A 14,658-nucleotide genomic window follows, 5' to 3' on the forward strand; every position below is an offset into this window, starting at 1 on the left:
AGCCGGAATGACGCAGGCATTCCGCTACATGGGGAGTCAGAACTCCCGTGAGGCGGAGAGCGCGGTATTGTTCGGATCGTACATCGACTCCACCTTGGCGGGCGGCGCGACGGCCTTGCCCTCCATGGTGCAGCGCGCGAGGTAGGTGATCTCCGTGCGGCCCGCCCTCCAGATGCGGTCGTAGAAGAAGACCGCGCGGTCCGAGCGCAGCTCGCTGTGCGAGATGGCCCAGTCGTTCTCGCTGGTGCGTCCGGCATTCGGATTCGCCGCCTGGCTCGCGAAGTCGTTGTTCACCGCCTCGAAGATCGAGGGCAGGTGATCCTCGACCACGAGGTAGCGCGAGTCGTTCGTGGGTAGCGCGACCTGCAGCGTCACCTTCACCAGGTCGCCGAGCTTCGCGGCTTCCAGCGGTTCGGTGGTGCCGTCGGATTTCACGCGCTCGTAGAAGCGGGTGATCTCCATGCCGTTCTTCGCCACCGGCTTTTGCGGCGCGATCGCGGGCTTCGACGCCAGCTTCACGCGGACGTAGGCCGTCTGGTCGGAGGTCGCCGAAAGCGCGAGCTTTCCATCGAGCGGGAAGCTGAAGGAAACGGCGGGCTTGCCCGGCTCGAGCGTGATGGTCTGCGGGCCATCGGCGCTCGTCAGCGTCACCGTCGCCGGCGTGCTCTCGTCGTGGTTCTCCGCGTAGGTGGCCAGCGCGAGGAGCGACCAGCCATTCACCCAAGTGGTCTGCCAGTGGCCATACGGATTCCGCTCCTGGATCATCCGGTCGAGCGCGGTCGTGGCCTCGGCGCTCTCCGAGTCCACGGCGGACCAGGCGAGCAAGGACAGCGCATGGTCATTCTGGATGGACATCCAGCCGTCGTCCTTCAGGCGGAACTTCGTCTTGTCGCGAAGGATCGCCCGTGGGTCACCCGTGCCGGATGCCTCGGCGGCCAGCGCGAGCAGGCAGCGCGAGCGCGGGGTGAGGTCCGCCATGCGGTTCTTCAGCGCATTGATGTAGGCGGCGGGCTGGCGTTCCACCATCGCCAGGATCCACGTGGCGCGGCAGGCGTTCTCCAATTCATACGGCGAATTCGTCGCGCCGATGCCACGCAGTCCGGACTCGAGGTGACCTGCCAGCGAGGCGATCGCGGCCTCGGGCACTTCCGCCCCGGCTTCCTTCGCAAGGATCAGGCCGAGACCGGCATAGGCCGAGGCCCATGGCACCGCCTCGCGATCCCCGGGCCAATAGCCGAAGCCACCGTCCGAGGTCTGCATCGTCAGCAAGCGGTTCACGCCTTTCTGCAGCGCTTTCTTCACCTCCTGCGGCGAATACTTTGCGAAGCTCGGCACCACGCCCCGGAGCTGCTCGACTGCCAGCCATGGCATCATCGAGGATGTGGTCTGCTCCACGCATCCGTAGGGATACTGCAGCAGGTAGTCCACCGAGCCCGCGGCCTCCGAGAGACGCGAGCGGGAAAGCTCCAGCTCCAGATTGCCACGGCCACCGAGCAGCGCGGGATCGAGTCCCTTGAGCAGGTTCGCATCCTTGTTGTCGAGCTTCACCAGGTTCATCTGGCGGAGCAGCGGCACGGGGTACTGCACCTGGAAGCGCGACTCCACGCGGTCCGCGAGCCTGGTGGCCAGCACCGGCGTCAGCTCGGCGCCGTCCAGCGAGACCGGTTCGGCCTTCCACGTGAAGACCGCCTCGCCGGTGTTCTTGAAGTCCACCGGGAAAATCACCGTGGCGGATCCGCCTGCCGCGAGCGTCAGCGTCTTCTCCGTCTCCGCGCCGGCCAGCACCGCGACCGGATCGGAGGCGGGAGGATTCGGCGTGAAGGTGATCTTCCACGTGCCGTTGTATTCGGAGGCATTCTGGACCAGCGCGCGGATGTCGAGCGAGTCGCCCTCGTTCGCGAAGCGCGGTGCCTGCGGCTCCACCATCAGCGGCTTGTTCACTACGAGGTCCGCCTTCGTGTGGCCGAAGCGGCTCGTGCCATGATGCGCCACCGCGATGACCCGGTAGCGCGTCAGCGTGTCCGGCATCTTGAAGGTGGCGGTGAATTTCCCGCTCGCATCCGTGGTCAGCGCCGGCTGCCAGCCCGCGCAGGGATTGAAGTCGCGGCGCAGGGCCGGGGGCATGCTGCCATACTCACCATCACCACCACCGATGAAGAAGCCCTTGTTGTAGAAGCTCTGCTCCTCCGGCGACTCGGCGACGAAGTGGCCCAGCGTCGTGCCGCAGTCCACGCGCAGGCTGCGGGGATCGTAGAAGTGCGCCATCGGGTCCGGCGTCTCGTAGCCCATCACGGCCAGCGTGCCCTCGTCCTCCGCGTAGAGCGTGACCTCGGCATTGGCCGCGGGCTTGCCATCGGCGAGCAGCACACTGCCCACGAGTTCGACTTCCTGGCCGGGCAGCACGCTGTCCTTCGGCACGTTCAGAGTCACGCCCAGCTTGTCGCGGCGGTTCTCCACCGTCAGCTCGCAGTAGCCCAGCCGGAGCTGCGGCTCCTTGAATTGCCGCCCGCTGTCCTGCGCGCCCTTGATGACCAGCACGGAGACGTAGGCATTCGGCGCGTCGTCATCGCCGAGAGGGATGTCGATCACCGGCTTGTCCGCCTTCAGGTCGATCATGAAGGAGCGCAGCACCTTCTCGCGCTCCACGGTCACGAGCGCGCTGCCCTCGATCGGTGAGAGCACCAGCACGCGGGCCGTTTCGCCGGGCAGGTAGACCTTCTTCTCGGGCACCAGCTTGATGCGCACGCCTTCCTCATAGGCCCATGGATACTCGTCGCCGCCATAGACGTGGATGGACGTCACGGTGGCGAAGGCATTGCCCGCGGCATCGGTGCCGCGCAGCTCGATCTGATGCAGGCCGGGCTGCTGCGGGGCGAGGAGGAATTCGGTTCCCTTTCCTCCGGACAGCACCAGTTCCGTGGTGGAGAGTTCCTCGCGGCGGCTTTCGTTGCGCACCGCGGTGCCGCCTTCCTCGTTGGCGAGGCGCACCTGGTCATTCACCTCGCGCGAGAGCTTGGCGGAGAATTTCACCTCGCCATCGAAGGCCTCGCCATCCGGCTTTACGGCCACGATGCCCAGCGGAATGCGGTCCCCGGCACGCACCAGTCGATCCAGCCGGGAGATGCCGACATAGACGGATGCCGGATGAACCACGGCCTGCGTGCGTTCGTTCAGCGTCTGGCGGTTCGCGTCCGTGACCTCGGAGGAAACGGAGACCTCTCGGGCCATCGGGAATTCGGGATCTGGCAGCTTGAGCGCGACGCGCATTTCGCCGCCTTCCGTGAGCTGGCCCTTGCTCGACTCGCTCTCGGAGCGGCGCGAGCCATTGTCATCGTCCCAGCGGTAGCCGAAGTAGTGATACCAGTAGCTGAAGTCCTGCGTGCGGTGATCGCCGAAGAGATAGTCGCGGAATTTCTCCGGGTAGAAGTTCGTCTCCTCCACGGTCGTGAAGGTCTCCACCTCGCCCTTTGCGACGGGCTGGCCTTGATAATAGGCGGCCTTCAGGTCGAGCGTGACGGTCTTCGCGCCGATCTCCGGCTTGTCGATCTTCTGGGTGACCTCGAAGGCATTCCGGCGGAACTCCTCGACGCGGATGCCGAGCGAGAAGGTGGCATTCTGCTGGATGCGGGATCGCTCGGACCAATTCTCCACCTCTTCCAGTTTCGCGAGTTCGTCGGGATACTCGAAGGTGACCTGATGGTAGCCGGTGGTCTCCCCGGGCAGCTCGAAGCTCGCATCGAAGCCCCCGGCCGGTGAGACCGAGATGTCGCGGCGAAGGATCTCCTTGTTCTTCGGATCCGTCACCACGAGCTGGGCAGGCTTCACGGCGTCGGCCTTGATGTCATTGCCATCCTGATGGCGGACGATGCCCTTCAGGTGGACGGTCTCGCCGGGGCGGTAGAGCGAGCGGTCGGTGAAGAGGAAGACGCGGCGCATTTCCAGCGGCGTCTGCTCCCACGAGTAGCGCACGGGGAAGCGCCACAGGCCGATGGTCGGCAGGGTGCTGTCGTAGGCCACGCTATAGCGGTCATTGCCGAGCTTCGCTTCCAGATGGCGGGCAGCCTTTTCGCGAGGCATCACGGCCATGCCGTCCGCGCCGGTCTTCACCTGCTGGAGGCCTTTTGCGTCCTCGCCATAGGTCGCCAGCTCCACATCGGGCAGCGGCTTGCCGGTCAGGCAGGAGAAGGCAAAGACGCGCGCCTCGCCATCGATGATCTTCCAGGCGAGGCCGATGTCCGTGAGCTGCACGAGCGCCTGCACCACGGGTGACTTCGCCGTTGCAGAGTCGCCGTCCGAGTCGGTGCGGTCTTCCCTCGCGAGCCGGATGCCGTCCTTCGGCGTGCCGAGGATTTCGACGAAAAACGCAGCGGGAGCTTTTGCCTCCGGGGTGACGGGCTCCGGGTCCTTCGGGAAGCCGAGCGTGTAGGGCTTCGCATCACCGGCCAGCACCTTGTCCCAATCCAGCACCAGCGGCTGCGTGGTATCGAGAGCGGTGTCGAAGGGGATCTCCAGATCCGCGATCGTCTCGCCGCCGAGCATCTCATAGGGGATCACGTGGGTCGGCTTGATCGCCTTCCCATCGTGGCCCATGCCCGTGTAGTGGCGGTAGCCCTGCTGCGCGCGGATCAGCTCGGCACCGGTCAGGCGCTTCACGCGCACTTTCACCGAGGCGAGGTTCACGGTCTGCACGCGGTACTTGCGATTGCCCGAGGCGAGCTGGCTCTCGTCCTGGCTGGGCAGGGCGAGTTCCGGCTTCAGCGGGGTGAAGGTCAGTTGCCTAGTGACCTGCTGCCCGAGGGCGCGGCCGTCCTGGGAGGTCAGCGCGGGATCGAGCGTGACTTTCCAGGTGTTTTCCCCGGAGAAATCACCGATCAGGTGGATCTGGTCGCGCCGCACCTCCATGCGAAGGTCCTTCGGCTGCGGCTCCACTTTCACCAGCGACGGCGGCAGATCGACCGGCATCTTCGCATTGAGATCCACCACGATCCGCCGCGGCTCGTCCGCCACCACCCGGGCGTTCAGACTCGCCACCTTCAACTGCTCGATGGTGCCGATGTGGCGCGTGGCGTCCGCGCCGAATTTCACCTTGCCGCTCGCATCCGGCAGACCAGCCAGCATCGAGAGCCGCCAGTTCTCGCCCGCGGGCAGCGGCTGGAGCGGGGTTACGATGAGGCCGTTCGGCAGCTCCGTGTCCGCCTTCAGGTCGGTCCGGGGCGTGGCCGCTTTGCCGCGGTTGGCGAAGCGCTCCGTCCACGAGACCCCCATGTAGCCGGGCTGCTTCAGCCGGCCAAAGGTGGCGCGCTCCGTCTTCGCGGCCACCCGCTTGCCGCCCTCCGCCTCGTAGAAGAGGAAGGGCGCAGCCTTGTCCGGCGTCACGTCGCCATTGAAGCGCAGGAAGAATGCAGCCGTGCGCGGTGACCAGTCCTCCACGTAGCGGTCGAGCAGCGCGGCGTAGTCCACCTGGAAAGGCTCGCTCGACAGCTTCGTCAGCTCGCCGACGGGGATCACCGATCCATCGAGGTGGGCGTGCTTACCGGTCAGCTTGAAGGTGTAGGTCGTCCCGAGTGCCGGCGGGCCTGCGGGGCGGAATTCGAGCACGTTGGCCTCCTTCCAGAAGAGGGTGCCGGTCCACGCGGGCTGGATGTCCAGCCACGCGGTTTTAGCCTCCTTGCCGATCCGGTCGGAATCGGCGGCGGCGCGGTCGAGGACTAGTTCAATCGTACTCTCCGGCGTCAGTGACGTCGTCGATACGTGGAGTCGGGGTGCGGCGGTGGCACCGGTAACGAGGCCCGCCAACAAGACGGCAGTAGGGCGCATGGTAGTATGGATGAGTTTCCGGGGCGTGATACGGAATCACGGCCAGGTGACATGTCATACGCGCATGGAAATATTTTCAACCAAAGGCTTCGTGAAGATTTGGTGAAATGCGGATCTCTGGGAGAGATCCCTACATGTCTTGTAGGGGTGGCCTGCCTCACGGCGATACCGACAGCCGCACGAAGCGATTCCCGCCTGCCATGGGAAAGTCGCGCCAGTAGTTGCCGCTGCCATCGCCTTGCTCTGCGGGAGTCGCCGCGGGCCAGGTGCCGAGATCGGTGGAAGACTGCACCGCGTAGGTGAGCTCGGGCGCGTCCTTCCGGTAGCGGAAGCGGAAGACGCTTCCGGCCATGCTCCCGGAGGGCGCGAGGTGGAGGTCCGCGAGCGTGGGATTCATCCCCTGCGAATACTCCACCAGATTGCGGATGCCATCGGCATCGGGGTCGTCGTCATTGCCTGCGGGCGGGCCACCGTCCGGCAGGCTGAAATGCGTGTCCCGCCACGCTTGCAGGCCGGTCATGAATTCGTGTGCGCCCACATCCACGCGTCCGTTCGCCCGGCGCGATTTCCCGAAGTAGTCTTTCTCCGCCGCCGCGGGGACGAAGCCCGGCTCACCACGGTCGCGAGCCGCTGCGGCCGGAGTGATCTTGAAATCCTCCGCCGCCGGGGTGGCTCCGGGTGTCGCCACCGCGAAGCCGGGATTGAGGAAGGCGGAGTTCGCATCGCTGCCGACCGCCGTGCGCCATGCGGCGAGTCCGCTGTAGGTGGTGTTCCCCTGATTGCCGCCGCCGCTGCCGGTGCGGTTCAGTCCGAACTCGATGGCCGCCTCGCTTCCCCCGTAATAGTAAAGATTGTAGTCGAAGACATTGCTGGTGGAAAAGGCCCGCTGCGCCGCCGATCCGCCCTCGACATAGTGGACCACCATCTGTCCGGTCGCTTCGCTCGCCCAGAGGATGTTGTTCTTGAAGGCATTGTCCTGCAGGTAGAATTGCAGGGTGATCTGTCCTCCGTGGGAGACGTCCGTGTCGTTGCGGTAGAGCGTGTTGTTTCGCACCTCGCAGTTCCGGGTCGTGCCGCGCTGGTGATCGTAGCCGCCCATGATGATGCCGGCCTTGTGGTTGTGATGCAGCAGGTTGTCCCGCATCACGATGTGATCGGTGAAGCCGCCGGCCGCCTCGCTGGCGAGCTCGATGCCGAAGTTGGACCCATACACGCGGTTCCTCTCCACGATGATATTCGTGCCGCCGTCGATGTAGATGCCCGCCGCGGAGCGGTCGCCGCCGCCGGTGGTGAAGTTCCCGCCGTAGCCGGGATTGTAGGCGCTATCGATGTCGTGGACCAGATTGTCCCGCGCCACGCCGTCCCGCGCACGGTCCACCGCGGCCGGGGCCGAGCCCTCGTAGCCGATCATGTCGATGCCGATGTTGTTGCAGTGGTGGACGTGGTTCCGGCTCACCGTGAAGTTCGTCACGTTGCCATTCAGCACCAGCGATTCGCTCTGGCCGGTGCGCAGGTTGTGGACCTCGTTGCCATCGATCACCAGCCCGTCGATGGCCGTGGCGGTATTCCCGTAGACCGCGACGCCGAAGCCGTTCGAGGCCTTCGTCGTGCTGCTCTGCCAGATCTCGTGGACCTTGCAATCCAGCACCTTCAGCCCGCTGCCGCTGCCCTCGATCAGCAGGCCGGTCGGGATGCTGGAGGCGCTCGTCGTCTTGTAGTTCCGGATGTCCAGCCCGCGCAGGTGGACGTGGTTGCAATTCTTCATCTCCACCAGTCCCGCCCGTCCGCCGCTGGTCGGCACGGTGAGGGTGCCGCCGTCGATCGCCGCCGCGGCCCCTTGCCACGCCCGGATCACGATGGGTGCCACGGCCGTCCCGCTTTTCCCGGAAAGCAACAACCGCTCCGCATACACTCCCGCGTGCAGGTGCAGCGTATCGCCCGCCGCGAGCAGCGGCACCGCATGGGCCAGCGTCTTCCACGGCTGAGCCTCGCTGCCCGCCGCGGCATCGCTACCGGTGGGGCTCAGGTGGTAGTCCGCCGCGGTGAGCGGCAGGGACAAGAGGGCAAGCGTGCACAGGGCCCGGAGATTCATGCCGCGATCGCTGCAAAAGAGAGGGCGCATGGCCAGCATGATTCCGAGGGGTCGTTCAGCGTTGCTCCTTCGACGATGAGATCACGCCTGCGCCTAGCAAGATCGACGAAGCGATGATGAATGTCTGGAACAGCTCGCTCCTGGGATTTGTGACCGCCATCGACGCGGAAAGAAGCAGGGCAAAGGCTCCCGCGGCAAGGGTCAGGGAATGAATGTTCATTGAACCCTGTCCTTATGAGCAGGAGCCACCTGCGGCAAGTTCACAATCGATCATCACCTCCGGATATCTCCCCGAGGCCTCCGCCATTTGATGCAATCACTTTTCGGAGCCGGGAGTTCAGGGTCCACCTGATGACGTCCTCGCCGGATCATATTTATCCATCAGCTTGCGGAGCTTCGGGACGAAGTCCTTGGCGAAGGGATCGTCCTCGATCGGGGTGACGGATTCCGGGTGGTTGCGGTAGTAAGTCGCGACTTCGGAAAACACGGGTCCGGGTGGCCACTTGCTGAGTTCGGCAGGGCTCAATTGTCCTGAGTCGATGGCGTCCTGCATGTCCAGCACGGAGCCGTAGAGAAGCCGATACCGGGTGCTCTCTGCCAGGGCGACATCGCCTTCCTTCTCCTTCTTCGCCGCGAGGACGAGGTAGACCGCGGTGTTCTGGGAATGGCCGAGCTTCGAGCGCTGCTCCTGCACCGCCGCGCCCTGCCTCCGCCCTTTTTCCAGCCCGAATTGATAGGCACCGGCCCCCACGAGGAGCCCCGCCGCGACGTGGGTGAGGAGCCGGGTGGCAATCGAACTCTTGTTCATGGTCCGGGCCAGCAGACCAAGCCCGCAGCCCTCAATCGAGCACGTAATCCTTGCCCGGTTCCGGGATGATCGCCTCCGTCTTCGGCAGTTTGATCCGGAGCTGTTCCTTGAACCACGCCGTTGCCTTCGGATCGCCGTGGACCAGGAAGACCTTCTTCGGCTTCACCTTCAGGATGTAGTCGAGCAGGGCGTCGCGCGTGGAGTGGCCGCTGAAGTCGAAGACCTCCATCTCGCACTTGCGGGCCACGGCCGGGTAGCGCGAGTCGAGCACCACCTTCTCTCCCGTCTGGCCCATGCGCAGGTGGCCTGCGGGCGAGGCGGGATCGGCGTAGCCCACGAAGAGCAGCGCGTTCTTCGGGTTCTCCAGGAAGCCGGCGCGGGCAAATCCGTTCGAGACCGTGTTCTCGCTCATCATGCCGCTGGAGAGGCAATAGATCGCGCCGGGATTCAGCGGGATGGGGCCGGCCTTCTTGCGGTTGCCCGCCTGCAGGTCCATGTCCTCCAGGATGCGGAAGCCATCGTCGCTGCGGCGCGTGCGGCCCTTTGCATACTTGTCGTAGATCACCGTCATCTTCGTGCTGAGGCCGCCGATGAAGACCGGGGTCTTCTTCGGGATCAGCCCCGCCTTCTTGAAGCGATGGATCATGGTCAGCACCTCCTGCGTCTTGCCCATGGCGAAGACGGGGATGAGCACGCTGCCGCGCCGCTCGATGGTGCGGGAGATCGCTTCGGCCAGGCGCCTTTCCTCGCCCTGCCGCGTGTAGTCCGGCCGCCGCTGGCTGTCGCCGCGGGTGGTCTCGATGATCAGGGTGTCCACGTGCTCCTCGGGGAAGCGCGCGCCCTTGATCAGCGTGGAGTCCTCGAAATTCACGTCGCCCGTGTACATCACACGGTGGCCATTCGCCTCCATCGTGATGCCGGTGGAGCCGAGCACGTGACCGGCGTCATGAAAGGTGCCGATGAGCGTGCCCCCGGAGTCCATCTCGAAGGGGCGCTCCAGCGGGCGCGTCTCGAAGACCTTCTCAAGGTCGTCGATGCCCCGGTGGGTGAAGAGCGGATACTCCACGATGCCCAGCTCCGTGCGCTTCGCCTGCATCACGTTCACGGAATTGTGAAGCATGGCGACCGAGAGCTCGGCGGCAGCCGGGGAGAAGAAGGCCTTTGCCTGCGGCTGGCGGCTCAGCAGCACGGGCAGCGAGCCGATGTGGTCCAGGTGCGCGTGGGTCACCACCACGGAGTCGATGGAGCCGTCCTCGAGCTGGTCGTAGCGTGGCAGTCCTTCCAGGCCGTCGTGTTTCGGGTGAAGTCCCGCATCGAGGACCACGCGGGCCTTTCCGGTGTCGAGCAGGTAGGAATTCGCACCGATCTCGGCGCTGCGGCAAAGGCTGCGGAAAAGCATGTAGGAAAACGGAAGCCCCGGAACCATGGGGACCGCCGGGGAAAAGTCGATGGCTGATTTCCAGCGGGATGCGCGGCCCTCAGCAGCCCGCCGTGGCCGGGACGGGCAGGACCTCCACGCCCAGCAGGCAGACATCGTCGTCGAAATGGTGGCTGTCCGAGTACTGGAGCACCCGGTTCAGCACCAGATCCAGCAGCTCTTCCAGGGTGCCGCCGTGGCAGCCGCCCGCGGTTTCCATCAGGCGTTTTTCCAGGAATGGCTCCCCGTCCGGATTCTCCGCCTCGAGGATACCGTCGGTGAAAAGCAGCAGGCGATGCACCCCTTTCAGCGGGATTTCCCCGGCCGGGTAGTCCGCCCTGGCGATGAGGCCGAGGCCCGGGCCCTTCTGCTTTTTCCCCGAGGCTAGCTGCTGCACGCCGCCGGGTCCGGTGGCGATGCCCCCCGGGTGGCCGGCGCTGGCGTAGCGCAGCGTGCCCTCGCCCAGGTCGAGCACGGCGTAGAAGGCGGTGGCAAACATCGTAGCCCCCGCCCGGTCCAGGATGGCGTGCAGGCCGTTGTTCAGCCCGTGGAGGAAGGCGGACGGATCGGCCGCGCTGCTACGCTGCTTTTCCAGGAGCCCGCGCAGCATCGCGACGATGAGCGCCGAGCGGACCCCGTGGCCCATCACGTCGCAGATCAGCATGCCCACGGAATCATCGGAAATGCGCAGCACCTCGAAGAAATCCCCCGCCAGCCCGGAGATCGGCAGATAGCGCGCGCCGAAGTGCAGGGACGCCCGCTCGGTGGAGACCTCCGGAAAGGACGAGCCCGCGAGCGCGTGCTGGATCTCCCGGGCGAGTTGCAGTTCCTCCTCATACGCTTGGTTGCGTATCTGGAGCTCGCCCGCCAGATCGGTCGCGGCCTGCTTCGCGGTCACCAGCTCGGTCACGTCGCTGGACACGCCGAAGGTGCCCTTCACCCGGCCCGTGCGGTCGAACCACGGGAACTTCGACGTCAGCACCCAGGTCACCTTGCCGTCCTCGCGCACCTCGCGCTCCACCTTTTCCATGACCGCATTCCCGCTGGCCATGATCTCCTTTTCATCCGCCTCGGCCTCCTGCCAGTGGGCGGAGGCGAAGAAATCCCGGTCGTGCTTCCCTATCACCGACTCCGGGCTTGGCTGGCCGTTCCACTCGGCCATCTGGCCGTTCACCAGCACGAAGCGCGAGTCGAGGTCCTTGAAATAGACCTGCAGCGGCACGCAGTCGATGAGCGAGCGCAGGATGTGGCGCTCGTCCTCGATCTGCGCCTCGGCCTGCTTGCGCAGGGAGATGTCGATCATCGAGCCCGCGATGCGCTGAGCCTCGCCATTCCGTCCGCGGACCACGGTGCCGCGGATGCGCAGCCAGCGCCAATGCCCGCCGCCGGTCTGGAGCCGGCAGTCGATCGCGAAGAGCTCCGGGCCGGACGGGCTGAGCACATTTACCAGCGCGCGGGAGAAGCGGTCCCGGTCGTCCGCATGGATCTCCGCGTGCGGGGTGAGGAAGATATTCGGCGCGGTGCCCTCGCTGCACTCGAGGAATTCCAGGATGCGGCGCGAGTAGTGGATCTCCGTCTTACCGACCCACCAGTCCCAGATTCCCTCGTTCGAGGCCTTCAGGGCGAGCCACAGGCGCTCATTGTCCTCGGGGGTGAATCCGCTGCTATCCGGCGAGGTCATGGACCCTCAGAAAAGCACCCGTATAGTCCGGGAGCAACCTGTTTTCACGCCCGCTTGCTTTCCCGGGAGGGGGTTTCATGGTCACGGATCATGAGAGCTGCCGCCCTGCTTTGCCTGCTCGCGCTGCCCCTGTCCGCCGGGGAGACGCCGGAGGTGGTCGTGCCGCCCTGCTGCGCGGGGAACAGCCGCGCCGCTGCCATCCCGAGCGACCTCTTCACCGATCCCGCGAAGTGGACCTTCGCCGACCCGCAGGCGTGGAAATGGCGCGGCGAGGGGACTGACCGCGTGCTCCAACTCGTCGCCCAGTCGTCCGTAAAGCCGAAGTATCGCAGCCCGCTCAATCTCGCCTGGTACGAGGGCAGGGAGTGGAAGGACTTCACCCTGACCGTAGAGGTGCGGCTGACGAAATTCGACGAGGGGAACAACGACCTCTGCATCGCCTTCGGCCGCGCCGGGGAGAGCCGCTTCTACTACGCCCACCTCGGCGAAAAGGCGGATGAGCCGCACCACCAGATCCACCTCGTGGACGATGCCGACCGCAAGCCCGTCACCAGCTTCCGCACCGCCGGCACGCCGTGGAAGGAGGGCGCTTGGCACACGGTGAAGATCGTTCGCAATACCGCCACCGGCGACATCGGCGTGTGGTTCGACGACATGGAAAAGCCGGTCCTGACCGCCCGGGACAAGACGCTCGACTGGGGCAAGATCGGCCTCGGCTCCTTCGACGACCTAGGTGAATTCCGGAACGTGAAAGTGAAGGGGACGTCGAGGTGAAGCCGGGATCTCCGGGAGGCGCGGCTTTCACCCCGGCCTCAACAGCCGACCCTCAGCCCTGATGTGCTGCGGGAGACCGCGGCCGATCACGGCAGGATCATGAACAGGCCGCCGGAGCTGGCCCAGTTCGCGACGGGTGCGGGGACCCAGCGACGCTCGTAGCTGGCACCCCAGGAGTCGGAGACGGCCAGCTCGTTGGTCGCCTCGTTGTAGCCGACGATCATGCAGATGTGGTGATTGTCGTTGATGGACTCGGTCTTGAGCAGGGCCTCGGTCTCGACGGCGATGTCCTGGGTCCACTTCGTCCAGTCCTTGATGCTCTTGCGCTTCGAGGTGTTGGCGTTGGCGATCTTGTTGTAGCCTTCCAGCGAGCGCATGGTCCACATGACCGGCACGCCCTGGTCGATGTAGCGCTTCACGTCGCGCACGCGGAGTTCCTTCACGCGCTCGTCCTTCGTGCGGCGGCCCTTGCTGCGGACCTGCTGGCGCACTTCCTCGAGGAGGAATTCCACGGAGGTGCCGCCGCCCATGCCGCTCTTGCCGACCATGGCGAGGAGATACATGTCCGCCTCGATGCCCGCGGCGCGCATGGCCCGCTCGAAGGTGGCGGGCACGCAGTAGCCCTTCGGCCCCTGGTTCACCATCGGGATCTGGCCGAGGTAAACGTCGCCGTTGCTCTCCTTCACCACGTCATTGAGCATGCGCTTGCGGAGGTCTCCGTCGCGCACCTTGGCGGTCTTGCCACCGGCGTCGGCGAGTTCCAGCGGCACGATGGACAGGGAGACGTATTCGCCTTCCTGGCTGGAGAGGATCAGCGAGTGGCCGTTCCAGTCCCAGCGGCTCACCTTACGGCGGGTCGCCCGCGAGTCGCCGAAGCGTTGCGAGGTGGGCTGGCCGAGCGCGCCGGTGATGGCGGAGAGGACGGCCTTTTCATCCGCGTCCATCGCCTTGGCGAGGCTTTCGGCGTCCGCGGTCGATTTGCCCTCGAAGTGCGACTCACCTTGGCCGACGCCGCTCTTGAAGTCGCCCTTGTTCGAGTAAACGGCGGACAGCACGCTCGCGTTGCCATCCTGGTCCGCGTAAAGCGCCACCGAGTAGGGGCGGGCGCCAAAGAGCCGGTAGGAATCGCCCGTGTAGTTCCGCCAGCTCGCGCTGTGTGATGTCTTCGACTCTTGGCCGAGGCCGAGGGCGGAGGCGATCTCGTTCGCATTCCGGACTTCGAAAGGAGTGCCGGAGAAAAGCTTGTGGCCGGCCATCTTGTCCAACTTCCGCAGCTCGTCGGAGAGCGCCCACGCCTGCTTGTCAAAGCTGGTGCGATCCTCGCCCTGCAGCATGCCCGGCGCCACCTCGAAAAGCTTCCCATCCGACTCACGGCGAAGGAGATAGCGCTCGCTCTTGATGCCCTCGAAGCGTGCCCGGATCGAGCCACCCTCGCCATCCTTCAGGACCCGCCATTCGCCGATGGCGGCGTGGAGATTCAGGGAGAGTGCCAGGGGAAGGCAGACGAGCATGGATTTCATTCCGCGGAGGCAAGCCGGTTTCACGGGGATTTCAACCCCATACCTCGGTGTTAGGTTGCAGCCTCGGAGAGAAGTTTTTGCAAGTCCAGTGGACGGGTGAACATCGCGAGGCCGCCGTCGGGCTGCCGTGGCCACTCGTCTTGCGGTCGGTCGCGGTAGAGTTCCACGCCATTCTGGTCCGGGTCGCGCAGGTAGATCGCCTCGCTCACGCCGTGGTCCGCGGCCCCGTCCAGCGGGATGCCGGCCTCCAGCACGCGGCGCAGCACTTTCCCCAATTCCGGCCGGTCGGGGAAGAGGATGGCGGTGTGGTAGAGGCCCGTGCGGCCCGGCGGCGGCGGGCTGCCCCCGAGGCTTTCCCAAGTATTCAGCCCGATGTGGTGGTGATACCCGCCTGCGGAAAGGAAGGCCGCCGCGTCGCCGAAGCGCTGCATCACCTGGAAGCCGAGGACATCGCGGTAGAAGCGGATCGAGCGCTCGAGGTCGGAGACCTTCAGGTGCACGTGGCCGATGCGGACGCGCGGATCGAGGACGGTGTCATTCATGGGCACA

The 14,658-nt window shown here is 65.6% G+C and carries 9 protein-coding genes; 1 reads left to right on the forward strand and 8 read right to left on the reverse strand.

The annotated features are described in order from the left end of the window. Positions 1–36 precede the first annotated feature (36 nt). From OKA04_RS05405 to OKA04_RS05430, 6 genes are all read right to left on the reverse strand, one after another. Positions 37–5,817 (reverse strand): alpha-2-macroglobulin family protein, encoded by a 5,781-nt coding sequence (locus tag OKA04_RS05405; RefSeq protein ID WP_264500114.1) that lies wholly within the window; start codon positions 5,815–5,817, stop codon positions 37–39. Between the two features lie 157 nt (positions 5,818–5,974). Further along, positions 5,975–7,909, reverse strand: coding sequence for a right-handed parallel beta-helix repeat-containing protein (locus OKA04_RS05410; RefSeq protein ID WP_264500115.1), 1,935 nt, complete (start codon positions 7,907–7,909; stop codon positions 5,975–5,977). Positions 7,910–7,964: 55 nt separating this feature from the next. Then, entirely contained in the window at positions 7,965–8,129 is a 165-nt protein-coding gene (locus OKA04_RS05415) for a hypothetical protein (protein ID WP_264500116.1), read from the reverse strand. A 117-nt stretch (positions 8,130–8,246) separates the two neighbouring features. After that, entirely contained in the window at positions 8,247–8,717 is a 471-nt protein-coding gene (locus tag OKA04_RS05420) for a hypothetical protein (RefSeq protein WP_264500117.1), read from the reverse strand. A 31-nt stretch (positions 8,718–8,748) separates the two neighbouring features. Beyond that, entirely contained in the window at positions 8,749–10,116 is a 1,368-nt protein-coding gene (locus tag OKA04_RS05425) for an MBL fold metallo-hydrolase (RefSeq protein ID WP_264500118.1), read from the reverse strand. Positions 10,117–10,195: 79 nt separating this feature from the next. Then, entirely contained in the window at positions 10,196–11,815 is a 1,620-nt protein-coding gene (locus tag OKA04_RS05430; RefSeq protein ID WP_264500119.1) for a SpoIIE family protein phosphatase, read from the reverse strand. Between the two features lie 90 nt (positions 11,816–11,905). Between OKA04_RS05430 and OKA04_RS05435 the strand changes: the two genes are divergently transcribed. After that, complete coding sequence (locus OKA04_RS05435) at positions 11,906–12,589, forward strand: 3-keto-alpha-glucoside-1,2-lyase-like domain-containing protein (RefSeq protein ID WP_264500120.1); 684 nt, start codon at positions 11,906–11,908, stop codon at positions 12,587–12,589. 86 nt (positions 12,590–12,675) lie between these two features. On the opposite strand, the gene OKA04_RS05440 is transcribed toward OKA04_RS05435, so the two are convergent. Both OKA04_RS05440 and OKA04_RS05445 read right to left on the reverse strand, forming a co-directional pair. Next, complete coding sequence (locus tag OKA04_RS05440; RefSeq protein ID WP_264500121.1) at positions 12,676–14,109, reverse strand: C39 family peptidase; 1,434 nt, start codon at positions 14,107–14,109, stop codon at positions 12,676–12,678. A gap of 50 nt (positions 14,110–14,159) precedes the next feature. Continuing rightward, on the reverse strand, positions 14,160–14,651 hold the full coding sequence (locus OKA04_RS05445) for a VOC family protein (RefSeq protein WP_264500122.1): 492 nt from the start codon (positions 14,649–14,651) through the stop codon (positions 14,160–14,162). Positions 14,652–14,658 lie beyond the last annotated feature (7 nt).

It is taken from the genome of Luteolibacter flavescens (assembly GCF_025950085.1).
GTDB classification, from domain to species: domain Bacteria; phylum Verrucomicrobiota; class Verrucomicrobiia; order Verrucomicrobiales; family Akkermansiaceae; genus Haloferula; species Haloferula flavescens.